Raw genomic sequence first — 13,663 nt, forward strand, 5'->3', positions numbered from 1 at the left:
AATATTATTTATGCAATTTGCTTTGGGTTTAATCAGCGCTTTTTTTGTTTCATGCGCCGCAGTTGCGGCTGAATTGCCCAGTTTCTCCAGCTCCGAACGGATAGTGCGTATTCCGCAGATCATGGTAGACAACAATAATCTTTTGTACGATGTTGAGTTACATCTGGATTTTGACAGCGGAAAGTTTCTCGTGCAGAAGTATAGCGACGATGCGCCGACCGATATTGCCGAATTAAATCTTCCGTTCAAACTTGCTATGGGTAAGACAGCAAAAATCAGCAGCACCGATCTGCAATTCCAGTTTTCCGATGTAACCGAAGATTCCCGCTGCCCAACGGGTCTTGCTTGCATTTGGGCGGGGCAGGTTAGTACGGTAATCGATGTCATACGTGCCGGAAAACATTCTGAAACGATCACGCTGACTTCGCCGAATTCTTATCCAATCGTCCATGAACTTTCTGGTTACAAACTGGAATTGCTGGGTGTGCAGCCTTACCCTGTGTTTGACACAGGGACAGTCATTAAAAAGCAGGATTACCGGACAATTTTGCGGGTTACGCCGCTACTTTGAAAAACAGACCATTAAACATCCCGCAGCATGTGCGGGATGTTAATTTTTCTCTGATTTCAACGCTGCACGACTGAGTGCAGTAGTATCTCAGAGCTTTCCTAAATAAACTCTACACCCGTTTGCTGCAATCCGACTAGGTTGATGTTCGTGGCGTTCACATCCGCATTGGCTGCAATTTCGAGCAGTTGCGCTTGTGTCATTGATCCGCCGCTGCCTGTCAGCAATCCTACGTAAAAATTGTGATCGGCAGGTGAAGGCGCGCTGCCGACTACATTCTGGTACACGCGATCGACAAAAGCGTCGTTGCTGGGATTACCCAATACGCCGACGACGAGTTGCGCGACTTGCAGCATGCTTTGGCCGGAATCGAACAAATTAAGCCCAACGCCGACATAATCCGGATGTGCCTGAATGGTTGGCGCATCGAACGCGGCGCCGATGAGCTTGACGGTATTGGCGGCCGATTGTCCGGCGCCGAGGTCGATGGCGATTTTTTTGTCGGCAAATTGAAAGCGTTCGATACCGGTTAACGTATCGTTGCCTTCCGCTCCGGTGACGCTCAAGCCCGAGCCTGATCCGCTTACCGTGTAATTTGCGCGGTTACTGTGAAAGATTGCGGTATCGATACCGAAACCGCCGCCTAGGATATCGTTCCCACCCAAGCCGTCCAACGTATCGTTTCCGCCTGAAGCGAGAATGTAATCATTGCCGGATGTGCCGGTCAAATTGTCAGAACCATCAGTACCGGAGAATATATTGGGAGGAACAGTACCAGTATTGCCGGCAAAGTTCGCCGGAGAATTGATATCGGTGGAACTATCCGGATTCAGCGACTTGATTCCGTCAGTCGGTAAACTGGAATAAGTGATTTTGCCGCCGATCATCCCGGGAAAATTGACCGTGCCGGCGCCGGTGAACAGAAAGCCGTTTGGCACAATGTAATCGGGTGTTACGATGCCCAAATCCGCGAATCCCTGGCTCGCGACCAGCACTGTCTTGTTGAGAGTCTCCGCGCTCGGGAGGTTCGTAGGAATATTGAAAGTATGCGTGGTGACACCGTCCGACGAGGTGATGGTGCGCCCGGCCCATTCATCCTGATCATTGCTGTCACCTTTAAACTCAATGAACTGAACAGTTCCCGCCGCGTTGGAATATACTTCGTTGATATGGAATATGTGAAATGTCATGTTCTCCCCCTTTCTTCCGCCAGAAATCTGGCAATCGATCAATTAAAGCCACTGACATGATACACGATAAGATAACCGGAAATGAAAAACGGTACCTTCATGAGGTGGAAGTTTTTTCGCAATGAATGGCGATTCATTGGTATCTGTTATTGAAGGGAGCACAGTGAAGATGTTAATTTTGCGGCACCAGAGCAATCCGCTCTAATGTGTCGTAAAAAATAGTCCATCAGCAACATCCGGCCTTCGATGTTAGACAAGACTTACTAAGCTTCCAACTCCAAAGAAGTCCTGAAGTAGTTCGATATTTCTCGCACGCTTCTGATATTCGCACTATCAAGAAAGCAAGGATGCCGCCAAAACAATTAATCAGCGTTTTCCTAGTCGCTATTTACCTTCAAAATTCTTAAACCAGACGTCATAAATTTCATCCGACCAGAGCGATTTTATCCAGACGATCACGTCATCCACTTGCTGCTCGGTTAATTTACCTTCCCATGCAGGCATGGAACCTATTTCAGGCGGCGTTCCTTTGAGTATGGTTTTCTTCAACACTTCGGTCGAATGATGCCAGGCATGTGCTGTGCTATCCAAGGGCGGCGGCGGATATTTTCCGTCCGCGCCGGGTTTCCGCCACTCGGGAGTCGCTGCGCCGTTCGCTCCATGACAGCCGATACAATGCGTGTTATAAACGCTCTCACCGCGCTTGATTTGCGCCTGATCGAAATTCCGTTTTAACGAGCCTGTCTTATCATCAATCGTATGCTGCTTGGAAGAAGCGCCAGGCAACCCGGAATTGCCGCAACCCAGCATCGCAACTGCAATCAGGCAGAGCAGAAAATCACGCATTGTCATGAGAAAATTACAACTACTTCAGGCGCATTACGGAGCCGTTTTGCTCAGGTTCAGGGTTAGCCGGTTCAGCTTCTACGGCTTTCTTGGCATGGGGATCGTAGCGGTGATAAATCGTCGTATCCTTGCGTGCTTGATCCCGTTCGGTAATCAACAAAACGTTATAGGGGTCGACCCGGCCGCTTTCCATACCCGGTGTTCCATGCGGCATATCAGGAACGGATAATCCGACCGCCTTCGGTTTTTCTTTCAGTAAGCGGATGATGTCCGGCGCAGGAACATGTCCTTCAATCGCATAGCCGTTGATCAATGCTGTATGACAGGAACCGAGCGACTCGGAAATACCCGATTTTTTGCGGATATCCTTGTTGCCGACATCGTGCGTTTTTACGGTAAAACCGTGGTCGCGCATATGATCGACCCATTTGGCGCAACAACCGCAAGTCGGGCTTTTGTAAACGTCAACTGTCGTTGTAGCAGCTGCTTGCGCAGCAACACCTAACAATCCGGCTGCCAATATCGCTCCTATTCGTAATTTCATTTTTTCTCCACAATGATTGTTCCATGCATCTTTTTAAAATGACCCGGCAACGGGCAAGCAAAATCAATCGTTCCTGCTTGCGTAAATTGCCAAATCAACTCTTTTTGCTCGCCCGGCTCCAGTTGCACCAGATGCGCTTCCGAATGCTCCTTGTCAGGATACTTGCGCCGTGATTCGGCAACTTTTTTCAGCTCGGCCATCGTTCCCAGTAACATTTCATGCTTGTGATTACCGCCGTTTTTAATCACAAAACGGATTGTTTCACCTTCCGCTACCTTAACTTCAGCCGGCAAAAACATATTATCCATTTGTGTCAGCTTGACGGTACGGGACACTTTGCCCGCATCGCCCGGTTTGCCGATACCGGCCGGTAAATCGGAATCGCCTGCACTCGAAAAACCATTGGTTGAAAACAAGACCAAGATCACAAATGGTATAATTCCGTTCATCGAATTCTCCTGAAATAATTCCCGAACCTCTTTATCCGCTTTGTTTAGAATCCGGTTATGCTAAATTGTTCCAGTTCTTTTGTCTAATATTCCACCGTCAGTATCCTGCATTTTACCGGAATAAAAAGATCATTTCCTTCTCCTGAAATTTCATAGAACATGAATCAGAAACAACACTATAACGCCAACAAGCTGCAAAAACGCTTGCGGCGGCTGGTTGGCACTGCAATCGCCGATTTCAATATGATCGAGGCCGGCGACCGGATAATGGTCTGCCTGTCCGGCGGTAAGGACAGCTATGCTTTATTGGACATTCTGCGCAACCTGCAAGCGCACGCGCCACTGCAATTTGAGCTGATCGCAGTCAATCTGGATCAAAAACAACCCGGTTTTCCCGAACAGGTGCTGCCCGCTTATCTGACGGAAATCGGCATGCCTTTCCGTATCGTCGAACAGGATACCTACAGTGTCGTCAAGCGTGTCATTGCGGATGGAAAAACCACTTGCAGTCTTTGCTCGCGTTTGCGCCGCGGTGTGCTCTACCGCGTCGCCAGCGAACTGGGCGCGACTAAAATCGCATTGGGTCATCACCGCGATGATATTCTCGAAACCCTGTTTCTGAATATGTTTTATGGCGGAAAACTGAAAGCCATGCCGCCCAAACTGGTCAGCGACGACGGCAGGCACATCGTCATCCGGCCGTTGGCTTACTGTAAGGAAAAAGATTTGGCGGCGTACGCGGCACTAGCGGATTTTCCGATCATTCCGTGCAACTTGTGCGGATCGCAGCCGAACATGCAACGCCGAGTGATCAAGGAAATGATGCAGCAGTGGGACAAAAAATTTCCCGGCCGACTGGAAACCATGTTTCGTTCCCTACAGAACGTTCAACTATCGCATCTAGCCGATACTTCCCGCTACGATTTCTTCAATCTGAAGGCGCAAGACCAGCCCTTCATTGACGGCGACACGGCATTCGACGAAGAAACATTTGAGCCCAATATTGAAGAAATGCTGATTCCGGCGAAGGAAGAAACAGACGATAGCCCGCTCGTTTCACAATCTTGACCGGCGATTTCCGCGTGCGGGCGGAATCCATTTGAACGTCATCACGACCAAACCGGCAAACAGTCCATAAATCACAGTCAATACAGACTCCGGCACGTCATAAAACAGCATGCGATGCAGCCAGTGCTGAATAAAGCTTCCCTCCGTCGCGGTTTGGCGCAATGCGTTTTCCCATACAGTCAGCGGACAAACGATGCCCATCAGCGATTCGACCACAACGAATAAAATTGCAGCAAGATGCAAATAGCGAAACCACGGGTTTCTGACAAACCCCCGTTTTAGCCATGCCCCCAGCCAAATGACCGGCAGACTGCCGACGACAAACACCACATACAGAAAATGAATCAGCAATACGATGTCGGCCAGCGGCATATTGAATTCTGCGATTCCTTACATTGACGGTTATCGATACACGCTCATCGCACCGCTCGGGAAAAATGAATTGCAAGCAGTGTCGAATAGCCCAACTTGCAATTCACTCGCACCAACAACTAATAATCGCCGGTTCCCAGCGTTCGCATGTCATTCTTGATAAACCTTATGCCACTGACGCCGCGTGCAACCGCCAGCGCTTTATCGATATCATCCCGTGAATTGACAGTACCGCTGAGCTCGACCACACCTTTTACGGTTCTGACATTGATTTCGAAAGGCCGCAGGGAAGGTTCATCGATAATGGCTTCATGAACTTTGGTTGTAATGACGATATCGTCGTACTGCTCCCTGCTTCCCTCATACTTGCCTGTAGCGCAGCCCGGGAAAAAAGCGATTTGCGTGACTAAGAAGAAAACAAAGAAACGGCGTGTGCAATCAAGCTGTCCCATAATGAGGTTCTCCTAAATGATTATTGGAAAATATCCCTCGTCACATTTAGATTAAAACCCTTGCGTTACTGCCTTCCGTACTTTATTCAATCCTGAATGAACAGTTTTATTGAATTTCCCGGTAAGTATCCGCAAAAATCAGAATGCGAGGTATTTATGTGGACAGAGTAGCTCGCATGCATACCAAGTGAATAAAGCATTCCATTCCTGCGGTTAATATTACATGATTATCGTGCGCCGCAATCGTCTATTTAGCGGCGTGTGTTGATCAACCGGCTTTTTCCGGCGCCTGCGGGTTTTCCTTCAGCAGCGGAACCACCAATTTCTCCAGTTTTTTCCGATTAACGCGGCCGACATAGGTTTCGACGATTTCGCCGGAACGGTTGATAACCACGGTATACGGCAGAACAGACAGGCGATTGCCGGCCGCTTGCGCCAGCGTCCAAGAGTTTAAGCCACCGACCAGCACCGGATAATTAATGCCGAATTCGTTACTGAACTTTTTGACCAAGTCGGCCTGATCCAGCGCAATGCCGACAAACAGCAATCCCTGCTCGCGGAATTTTTCCTGCGCTTCAATAAACTCCGGTATTTCCTCTTGGCAAGGTGTACACCAGGTAGCCCAGAAATTCACCACCATAACCTTCCCGAGCCATTGCGAAACCGCCTGATTTTCTCCGTGAATATCCGGCAAATTGGCTTCAAGAATCGCCTTTGCACCTTGTTGGCTTTCTTCACCGGATAATCGCGTTTGTTGCGCTTCGGTCAGCATGGAACGCAGATAGGAACCTGCTCCCAGTGCAAATACCGCGACACAAACATACAAAAAAATCTGCTTAAGTTTTGACATTACGACTTCCTTTGATAATTTTCCAGCTTGAAGGTACTTGCTGTGGGGTTTTAATGCGCGCAAATACAGCGCTAAAAGTTTGGATTTTGGCATCGCCGCTTCACTTCCATAGATAATTTCTCAGCCTGAATAAACTTACTGCGGGGTTTCGCACGCCTAGATCAAAACAGCGTTCAGCACCGTTAAGAAATCATTTTTATTCAAGAAACCAATCACTTTGATATCCGGAATATCGTTACCCTGACGATCGATGAACAAGATACCGGGCGGCCCGAACAGTTTGAACCGTTTCAGCAAAGCCGCATCATCCGGCGTGCCGCCGGTGACATCGATTTGCAGTAACACAGCATCCTGCAAACGCGCTTGCACTTTGGCATCGGACAAGGTAAAGCGATCCATTTCCTTACAGGAAACACACCAGTCGGCATGAAATTTGACCATGATAGGCTTGCCTTTGGATTGACGGATTTGTTCATCCAATTCCGCAACCGTTTTTACCCGCTGAAAAGGCAAGACGGAATAACCGGAAGCAACCGCTTCATTACCATTGGCGCTATTCGTTGCGGCCAGGCCGAGCTTTGACAGCGGCTGCAACACATCGCGGCTGCCGGATAAAACACCGATCAGCATGGCGACACCGACCAAAAATGCGATTACGCCGATGCCCTTAAGAAATTTCTGCAGACCCGAAGCGCGCTCCGGCAACGGATCGATGGCATGCAAATAAATGGCGGAAATGATCAGCAAGGCAGCCCACAACAGCATATGTACCACGTCGTTAATCACCGGAGAGATGATCCAAATTGCCACAGCCAGCAGTAACGCGCCAAAAAACCGTTTGATAGACTCCATCCAGGCGCCGGCTCTCGGCAATAACGCGCCGGCCGATGCACCCAGCAGCAATAACGGCACACCCATGCCCAACGCCATGACGAACAACGCCGAACCGCCCAGGATCACATCGCGCGTCTGGCTGATATACAACAAAGCGCCCGCCAGCGGTGCCGCGACGCAAGGTCCGACGATCAGCGCCGACAATGCGCCCATGCCAAAAACACTGGTTAAATGGCCGCCTTTGAGCTGCCCGGCTTCCTCGGAAAGCTTGGTCTGCAAAGTGCCGGGCAATTGCAGTTCATAAAAACCGAACATGGAAAACGACAACAACACAAAGATCACGGCAAACGTACCCAGCACCCAGGCATTTTGCAGCGCCGCCGACAACATCGCGCCGGATAACCCCGCTGCCACACCGGCAATGGCGTATGTGATCGCCATTCCCAGCACGTACGCCAGCGCCAGGATAAATCCGTGGCGCTTGGTCACATGCTTACCGCGATTGGCGATAATCCCGGACAAAATCGGAAACATCGGAAACACGCAGGGCGTAAACGCCAGCAGCAGACCGATACCGAAGAAACCGGTCAGAATCAGCCAGAAATCACCGCTTTGAAACATCTGGTCGATTTTGTATGACTCGGTTTCTATGGCCGGCGCTTTGGATTGCATTTGAAACAATTCCGCCGCAGCATCACCCGCTTTTGCCGCCACCGCCGGACTGCTCATAGCTTCGGCAACTGCGCCCACAACAGCTTTCACTGCCGGCAAGGTCAGATCGATGGCCTTATGAATCGGCGCATAACATACGCCAACCGGCTCATTGCAGCCCTGATAAGATGCCGCCAGCGTCAGCGGTTGCTCGCTGGCGGCATCTTCGCGTTTCAGCGAAATGACGGCTTGCACCGGACTGTAATAAACTTCTGTCTGGCCAAAGGTCGCATCTTCTTTCATTTTACCCGGCGGCAGCGTGACTTTTTCAATCGTCATGCCGTCTTGTTTCGGCTCAAACGCGATTTTGTCGCGGTATAAATAATAATCCTTGGCCGGTGTCAGGTTCGCAATCAGCGTATTGCCGTCGCGCACTTCCACCGACAGCTTGAATGCCTCATCCGGCGGTAAAAGCTCTTGCGCATTGCCCTGGCCCAGCTTGATGCCCAGCCCCTGCAACTTCTGGAATAAGCTAAAAGAATTGCCTCCCTCGGCATAAACCTGAGTACTGGCTAAACATAACATCAGTAACAAAAATTGGATTAATCGCATCGGTATTCGGTATTGTTTAATCGGATAGCGGTGTTTCAGCGGCGATCCACTGCAAATAATTAGGCAGTCCGCCGGTTATAGGAACCATAATCACTTCAGGAAGTTCATAAGGATGCATTAACTTGATCAACTGTTCAACCCGGCCGTAGTGCAGTCGCAGGGTTTTGATCAAAACCGGAATTTCCTCGGCCGATTCAATTTCGCCTTGCCAGCGATAAACTGAAGCGCATGGACTCAGCACATTGACACACGCAGCCAGACGCTGATGAATTAATGCTTGCGCCAATTGCTTGGCTGACTTTTCGTCAGGAAAATTGGAGATGATCAGTACCGCTTCCATCCGGGCTATCAGTTGATACGAAACGGCTAATTTTACCTTGCTTAAGGACTGATTGGACAGATATGATTTTTAACTTTGACAGGCTGGGCAGGCCGCGCCAACCAGCATATACTTTGAAAAAATTCAGCGAAAGGATATAAAAAATGAAAGGGCTATTCAATTTAGTCATTGCACTATCGATCATTACCCCGGTCACGATATTTTTCGGCTACATCATTATGGATGAAGGCGATCAGTTTACTGCTGAGCACTATATGGTAACCGCGCTCAGCACGGTTCCGTTCATTTTTGCTTTACTCGTCAAGTTTCTGATGTCGGGAGCGGAAAAGTAAAGGAAGCTCCGAAAAAGTGGCACGCGGCAATCAGACCAGGCGAAATCCGGCGGGAAAGCGCATTTTCCGAATGAGCAATGGACATTTCCAGTCTGATTGCAGTGCAGCTTGACTGGGCGCGGTAGTTTTCCAGATCTTCCCAAAAACAAATAAACAATCCCCCAAAAAAGATCCCGATAAATTCGCGCAATCTTTGTCGCCAGGTTGCACGTGAACTCTGTGCCTGTCCCACCAATTGCTCGCAGTTAAACTGCATCCATCGTTGCAAAAAACTGGCGCTAAAAAGCAGTTTTTGCACAAGACCCTAAAGAGTTGTTCCTGCCTTCCGTAAAACACTCCCTGCAAATCAACCTGAGTTCTTACACAAAAAAGTCTCTTTATTACCTTTTATAAGAAATTATTTAACCATCTATTTCAGCGGCTTGTTATCAAGCCATCGAATAAGAATAACTTATCGACAAAGGAGAAGTACTATGATGCTGTTAAATCGCATGTATATGTCACAGAAGCTCACTATCCTGACTGTATTTTTATTACTGATAGCGGCAGTGCCGACGACGTTTTACATTAATTCAGTGATCGCTGAACTCGATACCACAAAACGTGAAGTAGCCGGTACAGGACCGATCATCGCTTTACAGAAAACCGTGCAATATGTTCAACAACATCGCGGCGTATCTGCTGCGTTACTGGGCGGTAATGAATCATTGGCTGGCCGTTTATCCGAAATCCAGCGTGATTTGAATAATACAATCGAAGCAGTTGACGCCAAGTTGAAAGAAGCGGAAATGTCCGCGAAAGCCGTGTCACTCTGGTCCGCGCAAAAACAACGCATTATTGAAATTGAGCAAGCTGTTCTGGCACGCCGGCTCAAATCCCCGGAAAGTGCCGCGCAACATACTAAACTGATTGCGGATCTTCTGTTTCTTAGCGAAGAATTATTGGATGAATCGGATCTCGTGATTGATTCCGTTAAAGTGTAAGAATTTCTAGCGTTGTTTACAGTATTCAGGAGAATACTGTAGATGAACATACACAAACGCACTCGTTTAACATTATTGGATCGTCAGGAAATCTGGCGGCTGTATCAAACCCGGCTGTGGAAGGTAGTTCAGCTGGCAGAATACTTTCACGTCAGCCGGCCAACGATTTATGACGTACTGAAACGAGCCAGACTCCAGGAATTTACTCCGCGTAGCAGTACCAATCAGCGCTTCAAGACACTGCAGTATGGCCTCAAACGTTTGGCTAAAGTAGAGCAAACCATCCAGGAACGTCTCAAGCGTGAAGCGAAGCGCTATAACAAATCTTATCCGGGCGAGCTCGTTCACCTCGATACCAAGCGGCTTCCATTATTGAAAGGACAGTCTGCCAATGAACCTCGCGAGTACCTGTTTGTGGCCATCGATGATTTCTCCAGGGAATTATATGCCGATATCTTCCCCGATAAAACTCAATACAGCGCCGCTTGCTTTCTCATCGCTACTGTTGCCCAATGTCCTTATCAAATCGATTGCACTTATTCCGATAACGGCACGGAATTTAAAGGAACTGACGATCATGCTTTTGTCAAAGCTTGCAGGCAACACGGTATCGGTCAGAAGTTTACTCGTGTCAATCGTCCTCAAACCAACGGGAAAGCTGAGCGCGTGATCCGCACGCTCATGGACATGTGGCACAACAAATTCTGTTTTAAAGACACTGCTGACCGACGTATTCAACTTGTCCGTTTCATTAACTTCTACAACACCGTCAAACCCCATAAGAGTTTGTATAACGCAACCCCTTATGAAATACTCAACGCTTATTTCAATCAACCTCTCTGTAAACAACCCTGAGATTTCTTACAGTTAAAGGCACTTATTATCTGATGACCGCAACCATGGTAAATGCGCCCAAGTTAGCTGAAAACATGGGACAAATGCGCGCGCTTGGCTCGGGTTTTCTGGCTTCAGGAAATTTGACCGATGAAGGACGCGCCAAATTGTCAGGCCTGCTGGGCAATGTCAATATGTTCTTTTTTGACTTTATGCGCAATATCGAGAAATCGACCCAATCCGATCCCAAAATGAAAGCTGCTCTGGAAGCAAAAGGCAATGAAGTAAAAGCGGTGATCGATAAAACGTTGCTCATGACCAATCAGGAATTGATTCAGGCAAAGGAATTAAAACTCCCTTCCAATGAATACTTTGCCGAGTACACGCGTACCATCGACAGTATCTATGCTTACAATTCCATTGCTGCCGACAATCTGGTGCAAGCACTGCAAATCCGCCAGAAAGAATTGCAACAGACGGTATATTTTATGATCGGCGTACTGGCGGTCGTGCTGGCTTTGACCATTATGTTCGCTACCTTCATCGTACGCAGCATCACACAACCGATGCAGGAAGCGATCAATATCGCCAATGCCATAGCAACCGGCGATCTCACCAAGCAAATTGAGGTTACTTCAACAAATGAAACCGGCCGCCTGCTGCAAGCGCTGAAAACGATGAACGAAAATTTGGTCGACCTGGTCGCTAAAGTCCGCTCGGGAACCGACCAGATCACAACGGCATCGGGAGAAATTGCATCGGGTAACTCGGATTTGAGCCAACGCACGGAAGAACAGGCATCCAGCTTGGAGGAAACGGCGTCGTCGATGGAAGAACTGACATCGACCGTCAAGCAGAATGCGGATAATGCGCGTCAGGCGAATCAACTGGCTGCGGGCGCATCCGACGTTGCGATGAAAGGCGGCGCAGTGGTCGGACAAGTGGTGCAAACCATGAGCTCGATCAATGAAAGCTCGAAAAAAATTGTCGACATCATCAGCGTGATCGACGGCATAGCCTTCCAAACCAACATCCTGGCGCTCAATGCCGCGGTTGAAGCAGCCCGCGCCGGAGAACAAGGGCGCGGATTCGCGGTGGTGGCGACGGAAGTACGCACGCTAGCACAACGCTCGGCAGCAGCGGCGAAGGAGATCAAAGAGCTGATCAGCGACTCAGTGGCGAAAGTGGAAGACGGCACGCGCCTGGTGGACGAAGCGGGTGCGACCATGGACGAGATCGTCAATGCGGTGAAACGGGTCACGGACATCATGAGCGAGATCTCGGCGGCATCGCAAGAACAAAGCTCCGGCATTGAGCAAGTCAACCAAGCGGTGACGCAGATGGACGAGGTGACGCAACAGAATGCCGCGTTGGTGGAAGAAGCGGCGGCGGCGGCGGAATCCATGCAGGAACAAGCGCAAGCCTTAACGCAGGCAATCAGCACCTTCAAACTATCGGGAGGTCAAGGAGCGCCTGTGGCGGTTAAAAGCAGTAACCGGCCGACACCTGCCAAACTACCCAAACGCGGGCCTGCCACCAGAAAAATAGTCGTGAAGCCTAACGTAGCAGCGGCATCTGTAACAATGCCACCGGCCCAACCGCGCAAGGTTGCAGCCGGCGGCGGTGAAGACTGGGAAGAATTCTAAAATCCCGGCAACCGCAGGTTGATCTGCTCGATCAATCTGTTATTTCTTGATCACCAACCAGCGCGCCTTGCGAACGTTCGCAGGCACGCTGGTAAGCCAGCCCGGCTACCGCCAGATCCCCCAGCGCCAGCCCCCGGAACACAAATGCCGTGCGCTCGTCCGTAGTGCAGCGCCCAGCTGCATCGCCGGTCACCAATCCGGTCAGATCGCCGCGCACCAGCGCCGGATCGACCAGCGGTTTGTCCATGCTGGCTTCCTGTTCCAGGTCATCGACGATAATCCGGTCAAACGCCACCATGCTTTCTTGCAGCCACGGCGCGGCCAGATCCGTCATGGTGACAAAAACACCGAGTTTCAGCCAGCGCGCATCCAGAAAAGGAACGAGTTGCGGCGATAAGGTTACCGATGTGACAATCAAATCCGCATCATGCATCGCTTCTCGCGCAGTTTCGCTGGCAACCGCCGTCAGTCCCATTTTTTCCGCGCTGTGGCAGAACGTATCCCGGCTCATTGTCCCGCGCCCAAACGCGCGAATCTCTGTGAGCGGAAACAACGCAGCCAGCGCCTGCAAATGGCTATGCGCTTGCACGCCGCAACCGATAAATGCAGCAACGGAAGCATCCGGCCGTGCCAGCCGCTTGGCCGCAACGGCACTCAATCCGGCAGTACGCACCGCCGTCACCCAGTTGCCGTCGAGCACCGCCAGCGGCAATCCGCTGCGGCTATCGAGCAAAGTAACCAGCGCGTTGATGCTGGCCAAGCCGCGTTTTGGATTATCCGGATTCAGCACCAAGGCTTTGACGGCCAGAAACGGCGGATCGTCGGCAGCCGCCAGCGTGGCCATCATGTAGCGGCCGTCCGGCGGCGTGATCACGGCTTTGGGCGCATTCCAGACTTGTTGCCGTTTACGGCCGAGCAGCAAATGCTCGATGCTGAGTGCAATTTCCTGCGGCGCCAATTGCAGGGATTGCAATAAATCCCAAGATAAATACCGGATGCCAGAACTTTGCCGCATGGAATATTGTCTTTGATGCTTCTATTTAAGTTAATGGAAAATTAGCCATATTTTCTCTATGGCTGCTATAATACCGC

At 50.0% G+C, this 13,663-nt stretch carries 15 protein-coding genes and 1 pseudogene; 6 read left to right on the plus strand and 10 right to left on the minus strand.

All coding sequences use genetic code 11. From position 1 onward, the window contains the following. Positions 1-10: 10 nt before the first annotated feature. Positions 11-571, plus strand: a complete 561-nt coding sequence (locus HRU77_08750; GenBank protein ID QOJ20776.1) for a hypothetical protein — start codon at positions 11-13, stop codon at positions 569-571. A gap of 98 nt (positions 572-669) precedes the next feature. Here HRU77_08750 and HRU77_08755 read toward each other — a convergent pair whose 3' ends face one another. The 4 genes from HRU77_08755 to HRU77_08770 all read right to left on the minus strand — a co-directional run bounded on the left by HRU77_08755 (position 670) and on the right by HRU77_08770 (position 3,597). Then, positions 670-1,758, minus strand: coding sequence for a calcium-binding protein (locus HRU77_08755; protein ID QOJ20777.1), 1,089 nt, complete (start codon positions 1,756-1,758; stop codon positions 670-672). 384 nt (positions 1,759-2,142) lie between these two features. After that, on the minus strand, positions 2,143-2,610 hold the full coding sequence (locus HRU77_08760; GenBank protein ID QOJ20778.1) for a cytochrome c: 468 nt from the start codon (positions 2,608-2,610) through the stop codon (positions 2,143-2,145). Positions 2,611-2,623: 13 nt separating this feature from the next. Further along, positions 2,624-3,148, minus strand: coding sequence for a DUF411 domain-containing protein (locus HRU77_08765; GenBank protein ID QOJ20779.1), 525 nt, complete (start codon positions 3,146-3,148; stop codon positions 2,624-2,626). After that, positions 3,145-3,597 (minus strand): cupredoxin domain-containing protein, encoded by a 453-nt coding sequence (locus tag HRU77_08770; protein ID QOJ20780.1) that lies wholly within the window; start codon positions 3,595-3,597, stop codon positions 3,145-3,147. Before HRU77_08770 ends, HRU77_08765 begins: the two co-directional genes overlap by 4 nt. A 159-nt stretch (positions 3,598-3,756) precedes the next feature. Between HRU77_08770 and ttcA the strand changes: the two genes are divergently transcribed. Beyond that, on the plus strand, positions 3,757-4,665 hold the full coding sequence (gene ttcA / locus HRU77_08775; GenBank protein QOJ20781.1) for a tRNA 2-thiocytidine(32) synthetase TtcA: 909 nt from the start codon (positions 3,757-3,759) through the stop codon (positions 4,663-4,665). On the opposite strand, the gene HRU77_08780 is transcribed toward ttcA, so the two are convergent. The 5 genes from HRU77_08780 to HRU77_08800 form a co-directional block, all read right to left on the minus strand. After that, on the minus strand, positions 4,654-5,037 hold the full coding sequence (locus tag HRU77_08780) for a DUF2784 domain-containing protein (GenBank protein ID QOJ20782.1): 384 nt from the start codon (positions 5,035-5,037) through the stop codon (positions 4,654-4,656). The two genes, ttcA and HRU77_08780, sit on opposite strands and share 12 nt — an antisense overlap. A gap of 119 nt (positions 5,038-5,156) precedes the next feature. Then, entirely contained in the window at positions 5,157-5,489 is a 333-nt protein-coding gene (locus HRU77_08785) for a BON domain-containing protein (protein ID QOJ20783.1), read from the minus strand. Between the two features lie 268 nt (positions 5,490-5,757). Continuing rightward, complete coding sequence (locus HRU77_08790) at positions 5,758-6,339, minus strand: TlpA family protein disulfide reductase (protein ID QOJ20784.1); 582 nt, start codon at positions 6,337-6,339, stop codon at positions 5,758-5,760. A 156-nt stretch (positions 6,340-6,495) separates the two neighbouring features. After that, a complete protein-coding gene (dsbD, locus tag HRU77_08795) occupies positions 6,496-8,436 on the minus strand; it encodes a protein-disulfide reductase DsbD (protein QOJ20785.1) in 1,941 nt (646 codons plus the stop codon). Between the two features lie 16 nt (positions 8,437-8,452). Beyond that, on the minus strand, positions 8,453-8,776 hold the full coding sequence (locus tag HRU77_08800; protein ID QOJ20786.1) for a divalent-cation tolerance protein CutA: 324 nt from the start codon (positions 8,774-8,776) through the stop codon (positions 8,453-8,455). A gap of 143 nt (positions 8,777-8,919) precedes the next feature. Here HRU77_08800 and HRU77_08805 point away from each other — a divergent pair, with 143 nt between their 5' ends. The 4 genes and pseudogenes from HRU77_08805 to HRU77_08820 all read left to right on the plus strand — a co-directional run bounded on the left by HRU77_08805 (position 8,920) and on the right by HRU77_08820 (position 12,571). Further along, on the plus strand, positions 8,920-9,108 hold the full coding sequence (locus tag HRU77_08805) for a hypothetical protein (protein ID QOJ20787.1): 189 nt from the start codon (positions 8,920-8,922) through the stop codon (positions 9,106-9,108). 473 nt (positions 9,109-9,581) lie between these two features. Beyond that, positions 9,582-10,091 carry a nitrate- and nitrite sensing domain-containing protein gene (locus tag HRU77_08810; GenBank protein QOJ20788.1) on the plus strand — a complete coding sequence of 170 codons (510 nt, stop codon included), beginning with the start codon at positions 9,582-9,584 and terminating at the stop codon, positions 10,089-10,091. Positions 10,092-10,133: 42 nt separating this feature from the next. Next, positions 10,134-10,946: a transposase family protein gene (locus tag HRU77_08815; GenBank protein QOJ20789.1), complete on the plus strand. Its 813-nt coding sequence runs from the start codon at positions 10,134-10,136 to the stop codon at positions 10,944-10,946. Positions 10,947-11,416: 470 nt separating this feature from the next. Then, positions 11,417-12,571: pseudogene (locus HRU77_08820) on the plus strand (HAMP domain-containing protein). A gap of 31 nt (positions 12,572-12,602) precedes the next feature. On the opposite strand, the gene HRU77_08825 reads toward HRU77_08820, so the two are convergent. Further along, on the minus strand, positions 12,603-13,586 hold the full coding sequence (locus HRU77_08825; GenBank protein ID QOJ20790.1) for an ornithine cyclodeaminase family protein: 984 nt from the start codon (positions 13,584-13,586) through the stop codon (positions 12,603-12,605). Between the last annotated feature and the right edge of the window lie 77 nt (positions 13,587-13,663).

The organism is Gammaproteobacteria bacterium (assembly GCA_015709615.1).
GTDB lineage: Bacteria > Pseudomonadota > Gammaproteobacteria > Burkholderiales > Nitrosomonadaceae > Nitrosomonas.

What these genes read in the sequence shown, in the direction of transcription:
- HRU77_08750 (QOJ20776.1), top strand. Translation starts at nt 11, where the DNA reads ATGCAATTTGCTTTGGGTTTAATCAGCGCTTTTTTTGTTTCATGCGCC.
- HRU77_08755 (QOJ20777.1), bottom strand. Translation starts at nt 1,758, where the DNA reads ATGACATTTCACATATTCCATATCAACGAAGTATATTCCAACGCGGCG.
- HRU77_08760 (QOJ20778.1), bottom strand. Translation starts at nt 2,610, where the DNA reads ATGACAATGCGTGATTTTCTGCTCTGCCTGATTGCAGTTGCGATGCTG.
- HRU77_08765 (QOJ20779.1), bottom strand. Translation starts at nt 3,148, where the DNA reads ATGAAATTACGAATAGGAGCGATATTGGCAGCCGGATTGTTAGGTGTT.
- HRU77_08770 (QOJ20780.1), bottom strand. Translation starts at nt 3,597, where the DNA reads ATGAACGGAATTATACCATTTGTGATCTTGGTCTTGTTTTCAACCAAT.
- ttcA (QOJ20781.1), top strand. Translation starts at nt 3,757, where the DNA reads ATGAATCAGAAACAACACTATAACGCCAACAAGCTGCAAAAACGCTTG.
- HRU77_08780 (QOJ20782.1), bottom strand. Translation starts at nt 5,037, where the DNA reads ATGCCGCTGGCCGACATCGTATTGCTGATTCATTTTCTGTATGTGGTG.
- HRU77_08785 (QOJ20783.1), bottom strand. Translation starts at nt 5,489, where the DNA reads ATGGGACAGCTTGATTGCACACGCCGTTTCTTTGTTTTCTTCTTAGTC.
- HRU77_08790 (QOJ20784.1), bottom strand. Translation starts at nt 6,339, where the DNA reads ATGTCAAAACTTAAGCAGATTTTTTTGTATGTTTGTGTCGCGGTATTT.
- dsbD (QOJ20785.1), bottom strand. Translation starts at nt 8,436, where the DNA reads ATGCGATTAATCCAATTTTTGTTACTGATGTTATGTTTAGCCAGTACT.
- HRU77_08800 (QOJ20786.1), bottom strand. Translation starts at nt 8,776, where the DNA reads ATGGAAGCGGTACTGATCATCTCCAATTTTCCTGACGAAAAGTCAGCC.
- HRU77_08805 (QOJ20787.1), top strand. Translation starts at nt 8,920, where the DNA reads ATGAAAGGGCTATTCAATTTAGTCATTGCACTATCGATCATTACCCCG.
- HRU77_08810 (QOJ20788.1), top strand. Translation starts at nt 9,582, where the DNA reads ATGATGCTGTTAAATCGCATGTATATGTCACAGAAGCTCACTATCCTG.
- HRU77_08815 (QOJ20789.1), top strand. Translation starts at nt 10,134, where the DNA reads ATGAACATACACAAACGCACTCGTTTAACATTATTGGATCGTCAGGAA.
- HRU77_08825 (QOJ20790.1), bottom strand. Translation starts at nt 13,586, where the DNA reads ATGCGGCAAAGTTCTGGCATCCGGTATTTATCTTGGGATTTATTGCAA.